The organism is Terriglobus albidus, from assembly GCF_008000815.1.
Taxonomy (GTDB): Bacteria; Acidobacteriota; Terriglobia; order Terriglobales; family Acidobacteriaceae; genus Terriglobus; species Terriglobus albidus_A.
In genome coordinates, this window is record NZ_CP042806.1 from 4,983,354 (window position 1) to 5,002,011 (window position 18,658).

General features: G+C 56.1%; 19 protein-coding genes. 5 read left to right on the plus strand and 14 right to left on the minus strand.

Translation table 11 applies throughout. The features are described 5' to 3' along the window. Positions 1 to 23 precede the first annotated feature (23 nt). Together FTW19_RS19880 and FTW19_RS19885 are read left to right on the plus strand one after the other, a co-directional pair. Positions 24 to 599 carry a RidA family protein gene (locus FTW19_RS19880; RefSeq protein ID WP_246153411.1) on the plus strand — a complete coding sequence of 192 codons (576 nt, stop codon included), beginning with the start codon at positions 24 to 26 and terminating at the stop codon, positions 597 to 599. A gap of 51 nt (positions 600 to 650) precedes the next feature. Beyond that, positions 651 to 2,036 carry an aminotransferase class V-fold PLP-dependent enzyme gene (locus tag FTW19_RS19885; RefSeq protein WP_147649310.1) on the plus strand — a complete coding sequence of 462 codons (1,386 nt, stop codon included), beginning with the start codon at positions 651 to 653 and terminating at the stop codon, positions 2,034 to 2,036. A 115-nt stretch (positions 2,037 to 2,151) separates the two neighbouring features. Here the strand turns inward: FTW19_RS19885 and FTW19_RS19890 are convergent, their stop codons facing one another. The 14 genes from FTW19_RS19890 to FTW19_RS19955 form a co-directional block, all read right to left on the minus strand. Continuing rightward, complete coding sequence (locus FTW19_RS19890) at positions 2,152 to 2,568, minus strand: hypothetical protein (protein ID WP_147649311.1); 417 nt, start codon at positions 2,566 to 2,568, stop codon at positions 2,152 to 2,154. Between the two features lie 32 nt (positions 2,569 to 2,600). Continuing rightward, positions 2,601 to 2,966, minus strand: coding sequence for a DUF5666 domain-containing protein (locus tag FTW19_RS19895; protein ID WP_147649312.1), 366 nt, complete (start codon positions 2,964 to 2,966; stop codon positions 2,601 to 2,603). A gap of 15 nt (positions 2,967 to 2,981) precedes the next feature. After that, a complete protein-coding gene (locus tag FTW19_RS19900) occupies positions 2,982 to 3,599 on the minus strand; it encodes a c-type cytochrome (protein ID WP_147649313.1) in 618 nt (205 codons plus the stop codon). 5 nt (positions 3,600 to 3,604) lie between these two features. Beyond that, positions 3,605 to 5,221 carry a TolC family protein gene (locus FTW19_RS19905; RefSeq protein WP_187143068.1) on the minus strand — a complete coding sequence of 539 codons (1,617 nt, stop codon included), beginning with the start codon at positions 5,219 to 5,221 and terminating at the stop codon, positions 3,605 to 3,607. A gap of 16 nt (positions 5,222 to 5,237) precedes the next feature. Continuing rightward, complete coding sequence (locus tag FTW19_RS19910; protein ID WP_147649315.1) at positions 5,238 to 6,719, minus strand: multicopper oxidase family protein; 1,482 nt, start codon at positions 6,717 to 6,719, stop codon at positions 5,238 to 5,240. A 131-nt stretch (positions 6,720 to 6,850) separates the two neighbouring features. Then, positions 6,851 to 7,309 carry a hypothetical protein gene (locus FTW19_RS19915; RefSeq protein ID WP_147649316.1) on the minus strand — a complete coding sequence of 153 codons (459 nt, stop codon included), beginning with the start codon at positions 7,307 to 7,309 and terminating at the stop codon, positions 6,851 to 6,853. Between the two features lie 95 nt (positions 7,310 to 7,404). Next, on the minus strand, positions 7,405 to 8,790 hold the full coding sequence (locus tag FTW19_RS19920) for an acyl-CoA thioesterase/bile acid-CoA:amino acid N-acyltransferase family protein (RefSeq protein ID WP_187143069.1): 1,386 nt from the start codon (positions 8,788 to 8,790) through the stop codon (positions 7,405 to 7,407). Between the two features lie 154 nt (positions 8,791 to 8,944). After that, positions 8,945 to 10,474, minus strand: a complete 1,530-nt coding sequence (locus FTW19_RS19925) for an MFS transporter (RefSeq protein ID WP_222705479.1) — start codon at positions 10,472 to 10,474, stop codon at positions 8,945 to 8,947. Positions 10,475 to 10,596: 122 nt separating this feature from the next. After that, positions 10,597 to 11,442, minus strand: coding sequence for an alpha/beta fold hydrolase (locus tag FTW19_RS19930; protein WP_187143070.1), 846 nt, complete (start codon positions 11,440 to 11,442; stop codon positions 10,597 to 10,599). A 50-nt stretch (positions 11,443 to 11,492) separates the two neighbouring features. After that, complete coding sequence (locus tag FTW19_RS19935) at positions 11,493 to 11,879, minus strand: cupin domain-containing protein (protein ID WP_147649320.1); 387 nt, start codon at positions 11,877 to 11,879, stop codon at positions 11,493 to 11,495. A 104-nt stretch (positions 11,880 to 11,983) separates the two neighbouring features. Further along, positions 11,984 to 12,784, minus strand: coding sequence for an SDR family oxidoreductase (locus tag FTW19_RS19940; RefSeq protein WP_147649321.1), 801 nt, complete (start codon positions 12,782 to 12,784; stop codon positions 11,984 to 11,986). 98 nt (positions 12,785 to 12,882) lie between these two features. After that, a complete protein-coding gene (locus FTW19_RS19945; protein ID WP_147649322.1) occupies positions 12,883 to 13,251 on the minus strand; it encodes a hypothetical protein in 369 nt (122 codons plus the stop codon). Positions 13,252 to 13,479: 228 nt separating this feature from the next. Then, positions 13,480 to 14,055, minus strand: coding sequence for a TMEM175 family protein (locus tag FTW19_RS19950; protein ID WP_147649323.1), 576 nt, complete (start codon positions 14,053 to 14,055; stop codon positions 13,480 to 13,482). Between the two features lie 62 nt (positions 14,056 to 14,117). Continuing rightward, positions 14,118 to 14,471: a Rieske (2Fe-2S) protein gene (locus FTW19_RS19955; RefSeq protein ID WP_147649324.1), complete on the minus strand. Its 354-nt coding sequence runs from the start codon at positions 14,469 to 14,471 to the stop codon at positions 14,118 to 14,120. 170 nt (positions 14,472 to 14,641) lie between these two features. Between FTW19_RS19955 and FTW19_RS19960 the strand changes: the two genes are divergently transcribed. The 3 genes from FTW19_RS19960 (at position 14,642) to FTW19_RS19970 (ending at position 18,592) form a co-directional block, all read left to right on the plus strand. Further along, on the plus strand, positions 14,642 to 15,739 hold the full coding sequence (locus tag FTW19_RS19960; RefSeq protein ID WP_147649325.1) for a ferritin-like domain-containing protein: 1,098 nt from the start codon (positions 14,642 to 14,644) through the stop codon (positions 15,737 to 15,739). A gap of 536 nt (positions 15,740 to 16,275) precedes the next feature. After that, positions 16,276 to 18,435: a peptidase domain-containing ABC transporter gene (locus FTW19_RS19965; RefSeq protein ID WP_147649326.1), complete on the plus strand. Its 2,160-nt coding sequence runs from the start codon at positions 16,276 to 16,278 to the stop codon at positions 18,433 to 18,435. Beyond that, entirely contained in the window at positions 18,410 to 18,592 is a 183-nt protein-coding gene (locus tag FTW19_RS19970) for a hypothetical protein (RefSeq protein ID WP_147649327.1), read from the plus strand. The genes FTW19_RS19965 and FTW19_RS19970 overlap by 26 nt, the downstream gene beginning before the upstream one ends. Positions 18,593 to 18,658 lie beyond the last annotated feature (66 nt).

The window sequence follows — 18,658 nt, forward strand, 5'->3', positions numbered from 1 at the left end:
ATGCAAAGGGAGGATCTCTTTCAGTGATCGAGAATTTCGTGGAGACCAGCTCACGGCGCAGCTTCTTTGGAAAGCTGGCAGCGATGGCAACTATCCTCACGGGAGCGTCCAGGCTCCCAGCTCAACAATCTACCCCGGCACAGCAATCAGCTCCATCTGCCACCGCGCCTTCGTCCCCGGAAGGCAACAGGCCCCGCCCCACCGGCAACCACACCTATAACGGCATCTATTACTTTTCGGGAACCGGATCGAATGACGGGTATCCCAAAGAGGATCACGTTACCGTGACCGATCCCTTCGAGAAGCATGTCACCCGAACCATGGATGCTCTGAAGAAATCTCTTGATCGGAATGGTTGCAGCATGGACAGCATCCTCAATCTGCAAGTCTTTCTCTGCCTGCCGCTTGCGGACAGTAATCCCACGCCTACAGGAAAAGCCAGATTTGACGCCCACAAGGCGCAGTATGACGCGTTAAATAAGATCTATGCGACATACTTCACCCCGGGAAAAACCCCGTCCCGTGCCTGCATGGCGGTGGAATGGATTCCCGGCGATTCCCTCATTGAAATTGTCGGCAGCGCACGAGTGATTGCCTGACCGATTCATCCACGAACGAAGAAACACACAAAGAATCTGAAGGAGTAAAGAATGAATCTCGGATCCGGCTGGAATCGCCGTTCTTTTCTATCGATGCTTGCGGCGGCAACCGGCAATCTACTCAGCCCTTCCAGGCTTAATGCCGAAGGGATGTTTTCAAAAAAAGGCAAACAGACCATTCCCCCTGTCGATGGCCATCCCATTGTGCCGATTACAAGTGGCCTCGGTTCTACCGGCGATATCTATGCCGAGCTTGGGGTCACACCCCTCATCAATATCAATGGAACAGTAACAGTGATCGGCGGCTCGGTGATGAGACCCGAGGTCATGGAACTGATGCGCCAGGGCAACCAGCATTTTGTCCTGATTAATGAGCTGGAAGTCGCAGCCGGGAAGTTTATTGCGAAGCTATGCAAGTCGCCTGAAGGCTACACCGGCCTGGTGACGGCCGGCGCGGCCGCTGCCATGGTTGTCGGCTATGCGGGCATGATGACCGAAGACCTGGAACCTCGCATCACTTCCTGCCCTGACGTCAGCGGCTTTCCTCGGACGGAGGTCATCATTCAAAAGAGTCACCGTTATCCCTTCGACCATCAGATTCGCCAGACAGGCGCAAAGCTGGTCGAGGTGGAGACTCGCGAGGAGATGATCGCCGCCATCAACCCGAAGACGCTGGCGATCCACTTCACGAATATCCTGTCAGACCGTGGCAAGGTCAGCGGCCCTGAGACCGTTGCCATCGCCAAAGCCCACAACATCTATACCTTCAACGATGCCTCTGCCGATGTTCCTCCCAAAGAACGCCTGTGGGAGTATCCCGCGCTTGGCTTCGACATGGTGACCTTCAGCGGCGGCAAGGATATCTGCGGCCCCCAGGCCTCCGGTGTTCTTATCGGCAAGGAAGAGCTGATCCGCTGGTCGATGCTCAACATGAGTCCGCAGGAAGATCGTATCGGCCGCCCCTGCAAAGTCGGCAAAGAAACCATCTTCGCGCTGCTGAAAGCCCTGGAGCTGTTTGTGAACCAGGACTACGATTCAGTGCTGAAGATGTACGATGCCCGTGCGCAGGTGATTACCGATGCCATCAAGAAGTTCGGTGTAACGGCCCTTCCACGGGAGTTCAACCCTCAGGCTCTGGGCAATGTGACGCCGCACTATAGCTGGCATATCGATCCGGCAAAGCTGAAGATTACCGGACCGGAGGTCATGCAGAAGCTCGCCGATACAAAGCCTGTCGGTATTGGAAGCATGGGAGCGGGAGCAAGCGGACTTCGCGGACGCAATCCAGACGCTCCCGCAGGACCGCCCCCTGAACGCCGCCGTCGTCCCTCAGACCCGAGTGTCTTCGGCTTCGCTCTTTGGCAGATCAAAGATGGCGAGGACAAGATCATTGCGGACCGGCTCGTGCAGATCTTCAGCGAAGCACCGAAGGCTTGACCGCAACAGCGTTCTGTTTCTCGCTGGAGGTACAACCAGCTTGTTTCCTTCCGATATCCGGGCGCCGGCTACGTGCCGATGCGCCCGGGAATCGAAAGATCGAAGCAATTGCGGTCTATTTCATCTGATCTGCGATCTTCTGGTGAACTGCAGCAAGTTGGTCCGCCTCCGCAGCCCCATGCGCGAAGAAATCGGCAAACTGCTTACAGTGCTGCGCCGCTCCCGTCTTCGACGGCTCGTAAAGATCGCCTTTCGTATACACCGTTGCGAGGTCCTGATGCTCTTCGGCTTCTTTCCGCAGCCGGCTCGCCTCAGCACGATAGTAGTCGGCAAGCCTGAGGTGGTCTTCCCGGGTCTTCGCATTTGCGATGAGAGCTTTCAGTTCTTTATGCGAGAGTTTTCGATGTGCATTCGATGCGGGCGGTGAGCTTGATCCGGTCTGCCCGAACGCCGTTATGGAGATAACCATCCCCATCATCGAACTCATCAGGGTTCTACGGCTCCATGATCGCTGGAATGCATCCTTATCCATTTGTATTCTCCTCGCCGGCGAACGCGCTCCGCTTATTTTGATTTGGCTCCAGACATATCCATTCCATTCATCTCACCATGCATCCCCTTCATATCGCCCGTTCCTTGCATGGTCCCAACTTTGATTTCGGCAGCGATCAGTTGCTCTCCTTTTTTTGAAGCGTGTACTGCAACATGATCCCCGACCTTGATGTCTTTTTGCGCGATCGCAGATGTACCTTTGGAATACTTCGTCTGCGTATTCAGAACAACCGTCTGCGTTGTTCCATTTATAGCCTTGACCGTTATGCTGTCCGCGGTGACGGCCGTCACCGTACCCATCACATGCTGCATCCCTTCATGGGCATACGCCAGGCCGGCAAACAAAATAACGACAATGAATGCAATCAAACGTTTCATGAAATCTCCTATCTGTTAGCGGTGCGTTGTAGACGTCTCCGGTGACGCAGAAGCTCCGCCACCGTTCAAAAATTGCTGTTCCTCACGTTCTTCCTGAAGCTCTTCCGATGTCTTCGGGTTCAACTGCTCCATCTGCAGCTCTTCCTGCTCCGTCAGCTTTGGAAGATGGCGAATGAAAGCGACGAGCTTCCAACTGTCGATATCATCGTCTCCCGGCTCTCCGAAGGCGGGCATTCCGCTCAACCTCACGCCGTTTTTGATGGTGTAGTAGAGCTCCCCATCTGAGAGTTCCTGCGTCGGTGCGCGCCGCATGTCCGGAGGACGCGGATACATCGTTTTCCCATACATGGTCTCGCTGCTGCCATTATTCCCGTGACAGGACGCGCAGTGGTCTGCCCAGTGCGCCATGCCTTCACGAAGGACATCTGGCGTAGCCTGCATGGGGTTCTTCAACTCCATTTCGCCGGAAGGAATGGCCGCCTGGCGAAACGTTGTCGCCAGCATCGCTTCAATCTTGCCGGGTTGATTCCGTGTACTGAAACCGCGATGCACGAAACGCCATGTCAGAAAGCCGGCGCAAGCCAGCAGCAGAACAGTCAACGAAACGATGGACAGAACGAACCGGTACCGCATCGCGCTCACTCCTGCGCTCCAGTTGCGTTAGGAAGATTGATCGTGGTGCTCGGCGTATCGCTTGAGACCGGAGCCTGAAGACCTCCGCTCAAGGTGTAGTTCTGGAGAGCAATCGCGTTACGCCAGACTTCACGTAGCGCTTTCACATAGCTCACGCGCAGTTGAAAGAGTGTTCGTTGCGAGACGAGCACCTGCGGATAGGCCTGAGCCATGTTCTGATACTTATTCAGATAGAGCTGATAGGCGCGCTCGGCACGAGGAATGAGCTGGGTTTTATAGCGGTCTGCTTCGAATCGAGCCGACTCATAAGACTGTGCAAGCGGTGCTGAGTGCTGACGCAGCGATAACTGTTCGCGGCGAAGCGACTGTTCGGCGCGCTCGATATCCGCTTTGGCCGCCTGCACATTTCCCTGGTTCCTATTCCACAGCGGAATATTCACACCGGCGCTGGCAAAGCTCTGTGGACCGGTCGCCTTGTTGGGCGAGCCATCGATCCTCTCGAAGTTGTACTGCTCCCCTGCCTTCAACTGCAGGTCCGGTATCGCTTCCCGTTTGGCGTCTTTAAGGCGTGCCTGTGCAACAACGATCTCCTGCTGCGCCCGCTTCACCGTAGGACTTTCGGAGACAACACTCTCTGTCATCTGTTCTGCATTGAGATCAGGAGTCTTTTCCAACTCTCCCTGCAAGGGACTGACAGGAAGCTCTCCTTTGCCTGCGAGAGCAGAGAGGACACGAAAGGTTTCAAGGTAGTGCCTCTGCGCAACGGTGTAGTCCACCTTCGCCTGTTCCGACTCAACCTCCGTTTGCAGTATGTCTGGAGCATCTGCCTGGCCTACATTCGCAAGTTGATGCACGGTCTCAACCGCATCGAGCGCGATTCCCAGTAACTGTTGCCGCAGGCGAACCGTCTCCTGCGCTGTCAGTGCATCGAAGAATGCCTGCTGGATATCGGCATGGACGCGATATGTCTGCTCCTGCACGCCAATCTGCTCCGAGCGGCTCTCTTGCGCATGGATATCGCGCCGCAGCCCCAGCTTTCCTCCAAGGACTATGGTCTGCTGGACAAAGGCACCTTGTTCGCCGCCGCCATAAGAACCTCCGCGGATTTGTTCTCCCTGATAGCCGACCGTGGGATTGGGATACAAACCCGCCTGCCGTGCTTTTTCCTGGGATCTACGGACAAAGGCGCCTGCTTCCTTGATCGTGGGATTGTTCGCATCCGCCAGTTTTATGAAGTCATCCAAATTCATGGGAGGCCGTGCAGCAACCTCCTTCAACAGCTCCGGCGCAGGCAGACTCGACCCTGTCTTGTGTTCCGGGTTCTCGGGCTCCTGCAGCGTCATGGTGGCGTGTGAGCTCTGCCCACTTTGCGGAGAGGAGGTCTGCGCGGGGGGATGTTGATGCTGCATTCCCGGCATGCTGTGTTCCTGATGCTCTTCGTGTTGCGCGGCGCCTTGCGGTTGTTGCTTCGACTGCGTGTTGGATGGCGTTTTTGCCGGTGTGCAACCAGGCATATCCATACCTTCCATGCACGGCATTGCATTGTGTTCCTGGCCCTGCGCAATGGAGATGCTACCGAAGAGAGCGATCATCGCAAAGGGAATATAGAGTTTCATCGTCATGACAGGGCTCCTCATCTCAGGCGCGCTCCAGAATGGTTTTGTAGGGATCGTTGGGCCGGTTCGCCTGCTTCATACGCGAGATGACTTCGTCATATTTTTCCGGAGGCAACACTCGCACAAAGGTCATCATGCCCTGCATGAAGCCGCTCCATCCGGCATTGAGGCCGTAGTTCTCCGGCCGCTCCACCGCCTCATCCATCACCATCATTGGCCCTTCCATGTAGGCGTCCTGCGGGAAGTTGGGAACGTCGTTCGCATTCTGGGCCACATCGCTCGCCATATCCGCCATCTGCTTCTCACTCATGTTGTGCTGCATACCGGGCATGGCATCCATCGCCTTTTGCTGAGAGAGAGGACCGTTAGTGGATGGCGTCTCGTTCGCGTTGCCAACGCCACCGAGACCGCGGCCGAGAGCGGGGCCGTAGCCCTCTCCCATCGGAGCGCCAGGCTCACCCGTCAGCATGCCCATTCCGGTATTCATGGCGCCGCCTGCCGGCATTCCGGCGGCGCGCGTCATCTTTCCAGCAACGGAGGACATCTGGTTCATCATGTGATGTGGGAGGTGGCAATGAATCATCCAGTCGCCTGGATTATTCGCAACAAACTCCACCGTGCGGGCCTGAGCGACACCTACCAGCACCGTGTTGCCCGGCCACCAACCTGCCTCGGGGATACGTCCGCCTTCGGTTCCTGTGGTGTAGAACGTGTGGCCATGCAGATGCATCGGATGATGATCCATCCCAAGATTGACAAAGCGGATACGCACACGGTCGCCGAGCCGCACGATCAGCGGAGTCGATGCCGGAGCGGCCTTCCCGTTGAAGACCAGCCAGTTGAACTCCATGTTCATGGTGTTGGGGACGGTGTTATTCGGAAGGACGGCATACTCCTGCAGATGAATCAGGAAGTCCTTGTCGCAGTGGGGGCGATACGGCTCCTTCGGATGCATGATGAAGGCGCCAAGCATGCCGGCCATCTCCTGCATGGCCATGTGGGAGTGATAGAAGTACGTGCCCTCCTGGTGAATGTCGAACTCATAAACGAATCGTCCGCCAGGTTTCACCGGAGGCTGGCTGATCGCCGGCTGGCCGTCGTTCTGGATGGTGTCTTCAAATCCATGCCAGTGGATGGAGGTTGGCTCCGGCAGATGGTTATCGAAGATAACGCGGACGTGGTCGCCCTGATTCACCTGGATGCTAGGACCAGGTGCGCTGCCGTTGAATCCCCAGAGATCGAGCGTCTTATCCGGGTGAATCTGTCGCTTCACGACCTCAGCCACAAGGTGGAAGACCTTGGTATTGCCGTCCATCGTGTAGGCAAGATCGCCAACGTCCGTCGTAACGACCGGGACATTGAAGGCCGCACCGCGGTCGCGGGTACGCTTGCGCTTCAACTGTTCGGCGGCGGATTGAGGTGTGGACGCGCATAGCTTGTTCGCCGAAAGAAAAGCGGCTCCCAGGCCAAATGCGCTCTGCAGAAACGAGCGGCGGTTCGCCATAAAAACTCCATTGAATAAGGACAGAGAGTTGGAGTCACCGGCGCGGAACGCTGTACAGCTTCAAGAAGATAGAAGCAAAATGGCGCACTCCGGCCAGCGACAGAGGATATGTCGCTGGAAAAGAACTACGCCTAGACGCGCTGTATGGAGGTCAGTTCGAAAGCGGTAAGAGGGCCTGGCGGCGGCTCTTCCGTAGAAAGCGATGTATGAGAAGCCTGAAGAACAGGCTGCGCTGTGACGATCGCAACAACGACTGCAATGACAGTCCAGTTCGGCTGCCAGTCGCGCGTCGATTCGGCAATGGCAGCATCGTCATGTCCGCAGAGGTGATGCCCGGAGCTTACGATGTAGCATCCCGCATCGCTTTGGGACTCCGTCATATGCATAGCTCCGCAATCGGGCATGTCGCCCATCTCACTCGCTTGGGCTTTGGAGACGACCTGCGTTTGCGTGGATCTGTCTGAACCCGCTGTGCCGGAAGCTTTCACCTGTCCCAGATCGCAGAGCGCTTCACAACGAGCGGAGACGCAGGAAAAAACCAGGGCCAGGACGACCGCAACTGTTCCGACGATGGTTCGAACCCTGTGCATTTTCCTTTTTTGACCTTCTGCATTCTTTAACGCAGAAGATCGTTCTCCGTTTCAGTTGTACCACCTTCCGCTGGAGATTTCCTGCCGGCTACCCTTCAGCGGCTGGGAACAGTAGCAGCTGCAGTATCTGGAACCTTTGTGCTGAATGACCTTGCAAGGAATGCGAGTATGCGAGGTGCGGCATCCAGACCCGAATTTGCATTGCCGTCTGGAGTCCCACCAAGCTCTTCCGGCTGGCCGGAAACGGGATGCCGCAATGCCCCGGTCCAGGCCGGAGCAATCTCAGGAGCACCGGCGCGATGTCCGGCCTTTGGATAATCAAGCCGTTCCACCTCATACCTGAAATGTGCCTCTTTCAGGCGTGACTCAATCCTAGCGGTCATCTGCGACGAAGGCCACACTCCGTCATCCTTGCCTGAGATCATCAGGATCGGGCCGCGAGTATTCTCAACAGCAATCTCAGCGGGCAGGTCCGGAGACTTACCGTATCCCTGTACGCCGGCATATGCCAAAGGCCGTCCATGCCATGTCCAGGCGGCGCCACCGCCGCCGTCGCAACAAGCCGGCACACGCACATCTGCCGGAACGAACGCCACAACCGCGTGCAGAATTGGATAAAGTGAGCCCAACTCAAGCGCCAGTTCTCCACCTCGCGATGCTCCCACAACGCCTATCCGTTCTGGATCGACTTCGTGACGATCGGCGAGCCAGTGCAGGGCGCTGCCAAAATATTCGAGCGGGATATCTCGCAATTGATCCGGGAGTCCTGGCGCATGGAAGTAGGCAAGAGCGAGAGTTACATAACCATGGTTCGCCAGCCAGGCTGCCCGGCGCACCGGCGTGCCACCTTCTGATCCACCGACCACCAGAAGTGCAGGACGCTTCGCACTCGCGGACGTCCCGTCGGAAACCTCTCCGGCTGGCATTGGAATACTCTCCGACGGCAAAAACAATACGCCGTGAAGCAATCCATTTACCTGGACCATGTGCACTCCGTTATCCAGACTGCGCTGCTCCAGTTGTGCGGTCGCGTCTCCCGTCTTGCTATGCAGGGTGAAATGGATATTCTGCGACCCCAGATTGTGTGGAGCCTGATAGATATGCGCCTCGCCATTGGATCGCATCGCCCAAACCAGCCCCATCGCAGAGACTCCACGGTAACTACCCTTCAGCGCCGGCGACTTCGACAGATCCAGTGAGCCGGTTTCATCCGCAATAAACTGTGCGTCCGCCCGCCAGGTATGACCGGCGGCATCTTCCAGTTCCGAACGAATCGAAACCGCCTCTCCAGGCGTGAGCCCTCCTGCACGAATGACCACCGGGTGATCGACAAGAGTACTCGCGGGCTCGATGGTTAGAGTTTGCCCACGGCTATTCGTACCGCACAGCAGGACAGTGGCAAGCGCAAGCTGAAACCATACGCTGTGTCGGCCTACGCTGCCCGGAGATGCACGTACTGACAAGAAAGAGGACGTGCGCACAGTGCGGAACATTCACGAACCCGAAGTCGATTTCGACCTGCACAAGCAGTCTGAAGCACCGTAACGAAATACACAAGCTCGAAAGAGCCTGCCTGCACGGTTCCCGCTGAAGGCATAAGCGGTCAGATCTCATCTCGAAGTAACGTGATGTTAATCATGAGGAGACGCCATCTGCAGACGAGGGCCTACCCGGCTCGATCAGCAGCCACGCCGTAAGCGAACTCAACACCGCAAGTGCCGACGCGATCCAGATCACCGAACGGTAGCCGCTTAGAAACGATTCGGTGATCGCATACTGAACTGCGGGTGCTGGATTGTGCGCTGCCGCCAACTGCGGCCGGGCGGCGTCGACCTGCGCACGAACATCGGGACTCATGGTCAATTGGGAGAGATGTTGATCGAGAGCATGGTTGAACACCGTTGCTAAAACCGCGCCAAAGGCCGCCACAGCAAGCAGAGCGGCCAAACGCGAGACCGCATTATTGACTCCTGAGCCAAGTCCGGACTCGGAATCTGGAACGGCGTTCATGACCGTCGTCGTCAAAGGAGCGACGCTGATCACCATGCCCAGCCCCATAACTACGATGGGCGGGAAGAATGCGGCCCAGTAACTCCCATTCTGCGGAACGATCGCGAAGAGGGCGATGCCACCGGCTGCCACCAGAGGTCCAACTGTCAGCGGAAGTCGAGAGCCGTAGTGTGCTACCAGACCGCCAGCCCAGCGGGAAAGACCGAACATGATTGCCACAAAGGGAAGAAATGCTGCTCCTGCCTGCGTTGCTGTGTAGTGCTGGATCTGGATCAGGTCCATGGGGAAGAAGAACATCAGCCCGCCGAGGGCTGCATACAGGAATAGAGTCAGCAGATTCGCACCCGTGAAGTTTCGCGAGCGAAACAGCGTGAGCGAAACCATGGGAGCCCTAGAGTAATATTCAACCGCGACAAACGCCACCAGGAGAAGGACTCCCAGGATGATGGCCGCTGCAATCATCCTGGGGTTAGGGAGCGCCCGACTGGGCAACTCGATTAAGCCATAGGTAATGCCGCCAAGCCCCAGCGTGACCAGGAGAGCGCCTAACCAGTCGACACGACGCGAGATCTCAACGTTGCGGCTTTCCGGAACTCTGGCGGACAACAGAATCACTGCCAGCGCAAGTGGAAGATTCAGAAAGAAGACCCAGCGCCACGTGGAGTGCTCAATCAACCAGCCGCCGATGACAGGACCAATGGCGGAGGTGATCGCGGAAAATCCGGACCATGTACCAATAGCCTGCCCTCTCGTACTCGGCGGAAAAGAAGCTGTGATTAGCGCCAGACTTCCCGGCACCAACAGCGCCGCGCCAAAACCCTGCAGGGAACGTGCCCAGATCAGCATGTGGATGTCCTGGGCCAGGCCGCACCATGCAGAAGCGGCGGCGAACACAACAACTCCGCAGATATAGATCTTGCGACGGCCGAAAATGTCTCCCAGAGAACCGCCGACAAGAAGCAGCGCTGCCAGCAAAAGAGCGTACGCTTCTACGACCCACTGCACGTCTGCGAGCGATGCGTGGAAGGCATTCTGCAGCGCAGGAAGCGCAACATTGACCACCGTCCCGTCAAGAAACGCCATGCTCGACCCCAGGATGGTGGCCGCAAGGACGACGCGTCCGCTCGCCTGCGAATTGGCGCTATCGCTTCTCATGGATGGAATCTCGACGGTCCTCCCACCTGGATTATCCATCCTTACATGCATTGATTGATAAAGAGGCAATATCCCCGGAAGGCCGGCGATGGGTCTGGCCGGCCTGCCGCAGTTGGAAAGGTTCAGGCTGCTCTGCGAGCCTTACGGACCGGCTTCAGGAACTCGAGAAGGTCGGTATTGACCTGCTCTGCATTTGTAGCTGTAAGGCCATGCGGCAGGCCAGGATAGTAGATTTCCTTCGCACCTTTGATGAGCTTGGCTGACTTCCGCCCGGTATCGTTGATTGGCACGATCTGGTCGTCCTCGCCGTGAATAATCAGCGTCGGCACATCGAACTTCTTGAGGTCTTCGGTAAAGTCGGTCTCAGAGAATGCCTTGATGCAATCGTAGATATTCTTAAGACCGCCCTGCATGCTCCACAACCAGAACTGATCCAGCGTGCCCTGAGAGACGTTTGCTCCTGGCCGGTTGGCTCCATAGAACGGTAAAGCAAAGTCTTGGTAAAACTGCGAACGATCTTTCTTGAGGCTGCTGCGTAACTGGTCGAAGACCTCGATCGGAATGCCTTCGGGATTAGTAGCAGACTTCACCATGATCGGCGGCACAGCGGCGATCAGGACCGCGGCGGCAACCCTCTTTGTGCCGTGCCGGCCGATGTAGCGTGCAACTTCTCCTCCTCCCGTCGAGTGGCCGACCAGAGTGGCATCCTTCAGATCAAGTGCCTCAATCACAGCCGCCAGATCGTCGGCATATCCGTTCATGTCATTCCCAGACCATGCCTGGCTGGACCGCCCGTGACCGCGCCGGTCATGCGCCACCACGCGGAATCCATTCTCTGCGAGGAAGTACAGTTGCGCATCCCATGCATCGGAGTTCAGCGGCCATCCATGGGAAAACGTGACAACCGGGCCGCTGCCCCAGTCCTTGTAGTAAATGGTTGTGCCGTCTTTTACCTTGATCGTGCTCATGTGAATCTCCCTCCTTGAGGTCTGTGCAGCGAGCATGTGTCGTCTGCATTTTAGTTCACAGGTGTCAGTACCGGAGCGCCCTTCTCTTTCACGAGGAAGACCACGAACTTTGCCGGTTTGGTCTTGCTGGCGTTGCGGCCGACGGAGTGAATGTCATCCGGACCTTCATAGAAGGTCTGCCCAGGCGTCAGAGTTACTTCTTTGCCGCCCTTGACCTGCATGATGATCGAGCCTTCCAGCACATAGACAAACGCATGCGCATAGTGGCGGTGTGCAGGATCCGAACTTCCCGGCGGGTACACCACTGTGATCATCAGACCTTCTTTGTTAATGTCTTTCAGATCCCTCGACATCAGCTCCGAGACCTGGGCTTGCTGTGCCACCAGTAAGCCCGGTGTGAACCACGCCAGGCACAAGATCAGCTTTGCGAACGTCATACTTAACCTCCTCGCGTATTGCTTCCTGTTTTTGTTTCGGGCATGGAAGCCGGGTTCAAATCCGGCTTCCATTTCGACGGGACGCGACTACTGTTCTGTGCGAACTAAGCGGCTGCGTGCGCGGCCGGCTTCGCGGACTCTTTAAGCCAGGTATCGAAGCGAATTTCGCCAAGCCGGGCGTTGTTGGCGGGAACCAACGCGCGCTCATCGACTTCCACTCCGAAATAACCGGCGGCGGGATCGGCGACGACTGTGCGTGAATCGTTACGAGCGCTGAGACCCTGCCGGACAAACTCGTCGAGACGGAACTGTTGTGGGCCTCCGACTTCGACAATGCCGTTTATCGCGGGGCCAACGGCAACTCTGCCGACGGCACTTGCAACATCGTCGGCCGCCATGGGCTGAATGAGCACCGGCGCTACACGAACGGTCGTTCCGACGGTAGAAGCGTCGGCGATGCTCTTGACGAACTCAAAGAACTGGGTCGCGTGAACGATGGAATATGGAATCGAAGATTCGGCGATGAGCTTCTCCTGCATCAGCTTCGCACGGAAGTATCCGCGAATCGTCTTCTCCGCGTCGGACGGCTTTTTCTGAGCGATGCGATCGGTTCCGACAACTGACAACGCAACATGATGCCGAACGCCCGCGTCCTTCTCATACCGAATGAGGTTGTTGGTAGCAGTGGTAAAGAACTTCATCGCCTCCGCCTCCTCGAAGGAAGGAGAGTTCGATACATCAACGACCACCGAAGCGCCCTTCAGAACCTCAGCGAGCCCCTCGCCGGTGAGCGTGTTGACACCTGAATTGGGTGATGCTGGTACGGCCTCGTGCCCGTGCTCACGAAGCTTGCTGACAAGCTTGGATCCGATAAGGCCGGTTCCGCCAATCACTACGATTTTCATAATGGTTCCCCTTCGTTTCCCGAATAGCCATTTCAGTTTGGCCTTTTCGTGTCAGCTAAGACCGAACAGGACTGCATTTTGTGACAGGCGGCTTGCTATTAGCCGACAAGTAGTTCGATAAGCGTTTTTGAAGGCAGCCACTCCGGGAAGCTGCGGCGAAACGAGGTCTCGTCGGCATCGATGAGTCCAACCAATACTTCGGATACGATCAAGCCGCCGACTGGGCCCAGTCGATTTCCGCCAGTTCGGATATCGGCTTCGCGAAGTATGTAGTACCAGAGAGGTGTCTCGCCGCGCCAACCGGTAGAGGCGATGCCCGCGTCCTCCGGGGTAAGCGGAGTTAGTCCAAGATGCCGCGCAACGGCTTCGCCTGATGGCAACCCGACGCCTTGCCCTCGTTGCAGATCGCGGACAGCAAGAGAGTGATAGTCGTCGATTTCGACGTCTCCGGTAAGATCTACCGGCAACCTGATAAGAGATGAAACGAGCTTCCCATCGATCCTCTTGCAGCGCTGAGGGGATATCGCATCCGGTCCGTCGAAAAAAACTGTTCGTCCGCCCGGAAAGACGGAAGCTCCGGAAACATTCGGGCGTAGTTTGCAGGTGCAAGTGGCGCATCGATTGCCACGCGTGCTCGCGCAGGTGATAGGCAGTGGCTTGGAACGAATGCTGCGCTTTGACTCATACACACCTCTTCATACGGTGAGACGCTTTTCGATGCGCCGGTCCGGAATCAGCCAGATCAGAGCCGCAATCACAAAGATCGCCTGGGCAATCCATGAGGAATAGAGCGTTGTCAGAACGGCCAGCGGATACAGCAGTAGCGACAGCTTCCCTTTCCAATCACTCCCGATGGCCTGCCGTAAAAGTGAATCCTGCCCTTGCGAGCGAATGATTGCCTGCTGGAGAACGTAATAGGCGACCGCAGCCATAGATAGTACTCCGCCGTAGAGCGCTGTGGGCACGTTGGTGAAGTGGTTCTCGCCCATCCATCCGGTAGCAAACGGAAGCAAGGAGAGCCAGAACAGGAGGTGCAAGTTGGCCCAGAGGACACCACCTGTCACTGCCCTGCACAGGTGAAACAGATGATGATGGTTGTTCCAGTAAATGCCGACGTAGATAAAGCTCAGGACGTAGCTCAGAAACACAGGCAGCAGCGGCCTCAGATTCTCAAGACCGCCCCCATGCGGCACCTTCAACTCCAGCACCATGATCGTGATAATGATTGCGATGACTCCATCGCTGAATGCTTCCAGCCTTCCTGCGGTCATTTCTCCGTGCCCTTTCTCGCACTTGAGCATTTTCTCCTAAGGGGTGCATCAGAAGGATTGCTCTAAACAGCCTCCACCCGTCCGATCTCGCCTTCCACAACCACGACGCTATATGTCTTAAGTGCATCTACAGCAGGGCCGCGCAAGACTGCTCCGGAGCAGACATTGAACTGGGAACCATGCCACGGGCATGTCACGGTTGATCCATCGAAGCTGCCTTCGTTCAGAGGCCCCTGCTTGTGTGGGCATTTCGCCTGCGTCGCGCAGAAACTCCCTGCAGCGTTAAACACAACGGCATCGCCAACCAGCAGGGACGAACCCGCGGGCACGTCTTTGACATGGAACTGGTTCCCTTTCAGGGCTTCGGTTTGCGTGGAAGAGCTTGTGGTGTCCGCCAACTGCGATTTGATCTCCATGGCATGCCTTTCAGGATTTGAAGTATGGGTGACGCAGCGCAACCGCACCTTGTCGTCACCTATGACAAGACAGCTCCTGTAAATGTGACAGCGGTCTCTTCACGCCTGAATCGCAGCTGTGTCACAAATCAAAGCTTTATCCGGTCATTGCTGCGAGGTTGAGTACTGCCATGAAACCATCTGATTCAACATCCGCCACGGAGACAGCATCCAGCACTGGAGCCATCACAACCCTGGAGAGTCTTCGGGAACACCTGCAGTGGGCCCTTGAGCTGGAGCACTCGACCATTCCGCCGTATCTCTGCGCGCTGTATTCCATTAAGGCCGGACACAACACCGAAGCCATCGAGGTGCTAAACAGCATTCTTGTCGAGGAGATGCTGCACCTTACCCTTACGGCTAATCTTCTGAATGCGGTAGGTGGGCAGCCGAGGCTGGACACGCCGCAGATGCTGCAAAGCTATCCCCGACCATTGCCGCACAGCGCCGATTCCTTCGAGGTCTCTTTACTCCGTTTTGGCCCGGATGCGCTTGAGACATTCCTCAAGATTGAACAACCGTCGCCAGCGACCGGACCGGCCGAGGGTAACCACTACGAAACGATTGGCCAGTTCTATGAAGCAATCGAACAGGGATTTCACGACCTGTCGGCCAGCCTGGGCGAGAGGAATGTCTTCTGCGGTGATCCGGCTCGGCAGATCACGAACCATCCCTTTTATAGCGGTGGCGGCCACATTGTGGCGGTGAACGATCTTGCTTCCGCATTGGCGGCAATGGCAGAGATCGTTGAACAAGGCGAAGGTGCCAGCCACTCACAAATATGGGACGGAGACACTGACGTCTTCCATCCGGAACGTAATCAGGTCGCCCATTATTACCGGTTCCAGGAGCTGAAGCTCGGCAGACGATACCGCCGCGGCGACACGCCGCGATCAGGCCCTACGGGCGATCCGGTCGCGGTCGACTGGAGCGCTGTACACCGCATGCGTGCGAATCCGAGATCTACAGATCACTTTGCCGGCACTCCAGTTCGACTGGCTCAGGACGAGTTCAACCCTTCCTATTGCGCTCTCCTGCAGCTTCTCGAACAGGTATTCAATGGAGCGCCGCAGATGCTTGGAAGCGCGTTTGGAGGAATGTACACGTTGAAGAGTCAGGCCCAGAACCTGATGAAGATGGCCAACGAAGACGGAGATACGACGGCCGGTCCGGCTTTCGAATACGTTCCGCCGGAGCTACGAACAGTGGACCGCAATCATCCACAATAGGCGGTATCGACAACTTTACTCGGACCGCAAGAGTGGGACATTCGAGCGAAGCTCGAACCGCCCTTTTTGTCATTTCGTAGCGACCAACGGGAGCGAAGAAATCTGCTTCTCCACCGATGCAAACTGGAAAAGCCGATCCCTTCGGGATCGGCTCGATAACAGCTAGGAGCAGAGCAGCCGCGCTCACACGCCAATCGTCTCGGGAGTTCTCTAAAATCACGTGCGATATCGGTCGACAATTTACGTCTTGCTTCCCTCCACGGCAACGTGTTACATCTTTCATCAATCTATTTTTTGCGACGTTGACAAAGGGATTCATATGAGCGGTAACTTCCCGACTGTAAATTCTCGCCCCTTATTTCGGCCCGGCACCTTTCGTAAACGGCCGAACGGCACGCAGGGGCATCTTCTGAAAATAGCGCAGCTACCTCCTTATTTTCGCTACTGTTTAACGCTACTTGTCTTTGTGCTGGCAGCAGTAGCGATTCAGTTCGCTCTTTAGCGATCTTCTTACGCTCCTGGGGAGGGGCATTGCGATGAGACAGCGATTACCGCTGATCATGCAAGCGGAAACCAGTGAATGTGGCGTCGTATGCCTTGCGATGATCGCAGGCTTTTATGGACGCGCGACTACTCTCTCCTCATTGCGGCGAGAGTGCTCCACCTCTCTCAGAGGATTGACCTTAGAACACCTGATTACCGCCGCACAACGGCTGCATCTTGCCTCACGGCCTCTTCGAGTCGAACTCAGCGAACTACAAGAGGTATCTCTTCCATGCATCCTCCATTGGGAGATGTCTCATTTTGTGGTCTTGCGGTCAGTCTCGCGAAGCCACCTCACAATTCACGATCCTGCCATCGGCGTAAGACGCATTTCGCTTGAAAATGCCGATCAGTCTTTTACAGGAGTCGTGCTTGAACTGTGGCCAACCGAAGACTTTACCAGAAAGTCCGATTCAGTTCCTGTTACGATCACAGAACTCTTGGGAAGCGTTTCCGGCGTCCGCCGTCTAGGCGCTAAGACGCTGTTCTTGTCCGCTCTCACTGAACTTCTCGTTATTTGCACGCCGCTTCTTCTTCAGTTCACGGTCGATCGTGCTACTGCAGGCCAAGGCAACATTCTTTACATGGGCGTAGTTGCATTGACGGTGTGTTGCCTTTTGGAAGCGCTGGCAACGCTCAGCCGCGACTTGTCAATCATCAACCTCGGTAATCGAATCAGCCTTGCCTGGCAATCGAACCTGCTTTCTCATCTTTTGCAGTTGTCTTTACCATTTTTCGAAAAGCGCTCCACAGGCGACCTCCTCTCACGATTTGATGCGGCCGAAAGCGTTCGGCTCATGCTCGTGGGCTCGTATGCCAATATCCTGGTCAGCGGTCTGGTCACTGCCTTCACCTTAGTGGCGATGTTCTTTTACAGCCCTGTTCTCGCATCTATAGTGATTGCCGGTGCGATTGTATTCCTCGGAATCCGGCAAGGCACCCTGCGGAAGATTCGCGAAGCATCGGCGAGCCAGAACATGCACGAAGTAGCACTTCGGTCGCATCTCCTGGAGACCTTGCAAGGCATTCGGCCTATAAAACTTTTTAAGAAAACCGGCTGGCGGAATTCTCATTGGCTGAATGTCTTAGTGGATCTCATGAACGCGCGTTCCACTACTGAAACAACCCGAAGCTGGATCAACGGCAGCAACACAGCCATCCTCGGGGTGGAATTAGCCCTCGTGATTGGTATTGGTGGACATCTTCTCCTTCTGCATAAATTTAGCGTTGGGGCGTTCCTTGCGTTTCTTGTGTATCGAGATCACTTCAATGTACGTGCCTTTGCACTCATCAACGGTACTTATGACCTGAGTGCGATGTCGACGCAATTGAGTCGTGTCGGAGACATCGTCAGAGAATCCCCCGATAGCGCGGCTGCCGCCAAGTTGGAGGCTGAAAGCATGCCCCCCTCTCCTTACAGCATGGAAATTAACGACGTTTCGTTTCGGTATTCCGATCATGATCCGTGGATCATTCAGAATCTATGCCTCCGCATCCAGCAGGGCGAGTGCGTGTCGATTACGGGGCGTTCGGGTATTGGAAAGTCGACTTTGGTGAAGTTGATGTGCGGATTGTTGCGCCCAAATGAAGGTGAGATCTACGCCAACGGCAAACCGCTGAATGAAGAGCACTCACTGGGTGTCGTTCTCCAGGAGGACATGGTTTTCGCTGGGACGATTGCTGAGAACATCCATTTTTTTGCTGAAACGCCGGACGGTTCACTGATTGAACACTGTGCACGCCTCGCCGCTTTGGCCGAAGATATCGACGCGATGCCAATGCGGTATCAAACTCAGGTAGGCACAGGAGGGGCGGGATTGTCAGGAGGGCAGAAGCAACGGCTCCTCATAGCACGCGCACTCTATACCAAGCCATCCATCCTGATTTTTGACGAATCGACGAGTCATCTAGACCTGCTGACGGAGCGCACCATCTCACAATCGCTCTCCGCTCTTTCGATTACCAGGATTCTCATTGCACATCGCCCTGAAACTATCGCGATCGCTGATAGAGTAGTGGCCTTTAGAGATCGCAAGCTTATCGACATTACTGACAAGTTTCGGGCTTTGCCCCCGAAAACGAGTGGCCAAACCGCTCGGGACTATACGCAAAGGAGCAGTACGCACTATGTCTACAGCAATGAACAATGGTAAACGGGTTTTCGCGCGTGCGAATGCACGCATCCTAACTGCCGATGAGTTGAAGCTGGTCAGCGGAGGCGACGATGGCGACTCCACCTCGAATGGGACGACCAAAGGTGGGGCAGACAGCGTTGTCGTCGTAGACGACATCACCGTTCCGGGCGCTTAACCAAGTAAATCATGAGGCTCCATGCTGCTCACATAGGGCAATGGAGCCTCATCGGCAATAGGTGTT